Source organism: Kocuria sp. ICS0012 (assembly GCF_001665945.1).
GTDB classification, from domain to species: Bacteria; Actinomycetota; Actinomycetes; order Actinomycetales; family Micrococcaceae; genus Kocuria; species Kocuria marina.
The window spans coordinates 1-2682 of the sequence record NZ_LZMM01000025.1 but is presented as its reverse complement, the minus strand read 5'-3'; the positions used below and the strand labels follow the sequence as shown (position 1 = coordinate 2682).

At 70.9% G+C, this 2682-nt stretch carries 2 protein-coding genes and 1 pseudogene; 2 read left to right on the top strand and 1 reads right to left on the bottom strand.

Going from position 1 to position 2682, the window contains the following annotated elements:
- Window positions 1-317: 317 nt before the first annotated feature.
- Entirely contained in the window at window positions 318-689 is a 372-nt protein-coding gene (locus tag A5728_RS03140; protein ID WP_013350234.1) for a hypothetical protein, read from the bottom strand.
- Between the two features lie 592 nt (window positions 690-1281).
- Between A5728_RS03140 and A5728_RS03135 the strand changes: the two genes are divergently transcribed.
- Together A5728_RS03135 and A5728_RS13380 are read left to right on the top strand one after the other, a co-directional pair.
- On the top strand, window positions 1282-2226 hold the full coding sequence (locus A5728_RS03135) for an alpha/beta fold hydrolase (protein WP_035964342.1): 945 nt from the start codon (window positions 1282-1284) through the stop codon (window positions 2224-2226).
- 230 nt (window positions 2227-2456) lie between these two features.
- Window positions 2457-2669, top strand: a pseudogene (locus A5728_RS13380) (integrase core domain-containing protein); the annotation flags it as partial.
- Between the last annotated feature and the right edge of the window lie 13 nt (window positions 2670-2682).

Here is a 2682-nt window from a genome sequence, read left to right as displayed (position 1 = left end):
CCCCCGGCATCTCGGGGAACGTTCACAGTGTTCTCACGTGAAGGGACGCTGCTGCACGACGCGGAGAAGAGGTGCCAGGCCGCCCCGCAACACCGCGCGGGTCCCAGGATCACCGAGAGGCTGCCGCCGAATTCGATGGCCGGGCCGAGTGATTCGACCCATGAGGGCGCCGGTCCCGGACTCACCCCCGAGGGGCGGAGCCGACATGCGGCGACGGCGCCACCCTCGCAAGGGTGACGCGTCGCTCGGCCGGGCTCGGCGATGCAGGCCCGCCACAGGTGGGCGTGGTGGTGATGGCCACGCCCACCTGTGGTCGCTCAGGAGCGGGCGAAGAACATCTGGTTGACGGACTTGTTCGCACCCCAGGCGGAGGTGGGGCGGGCGCCCTTGCCGAGCTCCCACGCGATCGTCACCGAGCGACCACGCGTGATGGAACGCAGGCGCGAACCGGTGTGCACGTCACCCACACGCGAGGACGTCTTGGCGTTGATCACGGCCATGACCTGCGCCTTGCTCGCGTCGGCGGGCACCCGCACCGTCACGAACTGCCAGTTGTTCGCGCCCCAGAGGGCGCGGTCCTCGCGGTAACGCAGCACGCCGTCGTCGTCGAGGCGCGCCACGACCCGGGCCTGAGCCGCGGTCTTGGGCATGTACCGGTCCACCTGGAAGGTGCGCTGCACCGCCTTCACTGCGGGGACGCTCGGACGGGTCGTCGGGCGCGTGGTGGGCGTGGTCGTGGGGCGCGTCGTCGGCGCGGGCACCGTAGTCGCGGGCGACGTGGGCCGCGGCGTGATCGCTGGGACCGAGGTCGTCGGCGCCGGGCTCGTCGGCCGGGGGGCCGTCGTCGGGTACACGCAGCACCGGAGCGGGGACGCCGTTTCTCCATGTGATGTCCCGTGTCGCCTGTCTGATCGACCCCGGCCTCACCTTCCTTAGCCGCGATGCCGAGGCCTGGTCCACGTTCTGCGGGCCGTCCGGGCGTGGACGGGCACGCCCGGCGCCGGCACAGAGCGTCCGAAGTGCCACGGGGCGGGCCGGCAGGCATGATCCGGGCGGGACGCGGCCCCCCCACCGGGGGTGACCCTGCCGGGCCGCCGGGTCCGGACCCGGTCACGCGGCTCTCGGGACGGGCTGGGCGCGTACCTGCCGCTCTCAGCGCCCGCGACAGGGAGTTCCGCGAGTGGGCGACGGAGGTCGGGGGCCGGACATCCCGTTGTCGGCAGGTACGGTAGGGTCATACCGTCGAGCTCCCCGCCCGAGGGGCATGACGAGGAGGTCAGCATGGCTCTGCGCGAACTCGAGTTCACGTCGCACAACGGCACCGACACCATCCAGGCCTGGGTGTACGAACCGGCGGTCACGCCGGTGGCGGTGGTCCAGCTCATCCACGGTCTCGGCGAGCACTCCCGCCGGTACCTGCACATGACGGCCGCGCTGGTGGATGCGGGGTTCGTCGTGGTCGCGGACGATCACGCGGGTCACGGTCGGACGGCGATGCAGTCGGGGACGTGGGGTGACGCCGGTGACGAGTCGGCGACGGTCATCGTGCAGGACGAGGTGACGCTGTACCGGAAGGCCAAGGAGCTGTTCCCCGACCTGCCGTACGTGGTGTTCGGCCACAGCCTGGGGTCGATGATCGCGCGGGCGCTGGTGCTGCAGCCGGGTGTCGAGGTCGACGGGCTCGCGCTGGGCGGTATCGCCGTGGGCATGCGCGGTGTCGAGTCGACGCTGGATCGCGAGGCCCTGAAGGCTGCCGTGGCGGCCGACGGTTCCGCCCCCGCTGCGGATGCGTTGGTGGGCCAGCTGTTCGACGGCTTCTACGACCGCCTCGGCCCGGACTTCGGCCCGACGGACTGGGTGGCGCGCAACGCGGACGTCGTCCGTGATCACGGCCGCGACCCCTTCAACAACTTCGGCGCCCCCTTGAGCAACCGGTTCCTGCAGGGCTTCGTCGACGTGTACGACCAGGCCAACGGCGACGACTTCTTCGACCGCCTTCCGCAGGTTCCCGTCGCGATCTTCGCGGGCGCGGAGGACCCGGTGACCAACTACGGCGAGGGTGCGCGCGAGGTCGCCCGGCGCCTGGAGGAGAAGGGCCACGACGTCGAACTCCACATCTACCCCGACGTCCGCCACGAGGTTCACAACGAGCCCGAGACCCGCGCCGAGATGGAGAACTCCCTCATCGAGTTCGTCCACCGCGCCGCCGGGCGGGACGACGCCTGACCCCCGAGGCGCACCCGGCCGCTCGCGCCCAAGCACCGTGACGGGGCCCTGCCGTGAGGATCGTCTCTCGGCAGGGCCCCGTCGGTGATGTGAGGTCTCAGGCCATGACGGGACGCACGCGTCGCCCAGCGAGGGGCTCGTCCATGGTGACCTCGCGAAGCGGAGGATGTCGCCGGTGGCGCAGCGAGGGCGAGAGGCCTGGCCACGGGTGACCTCGCCGAAGTGAAGGCGAGGATGCCGAGAGCAGGCTCCGCGACGAGTGCCTGAACATCAACAGCTTCTACTCGCTGCTCCACGCCCAGGTCGTGATCGGCGACTGGAAGACCGAATACAACCACGACCGCCGGCATTCATCGCTCGGCTACCTCGCACCCGTCGACTACGCTCGGCAATGCACCCATCAATCGGAAACCGACGACTCGTACAGCGACCGGACCGAATGAAGGGGGCGGCCCA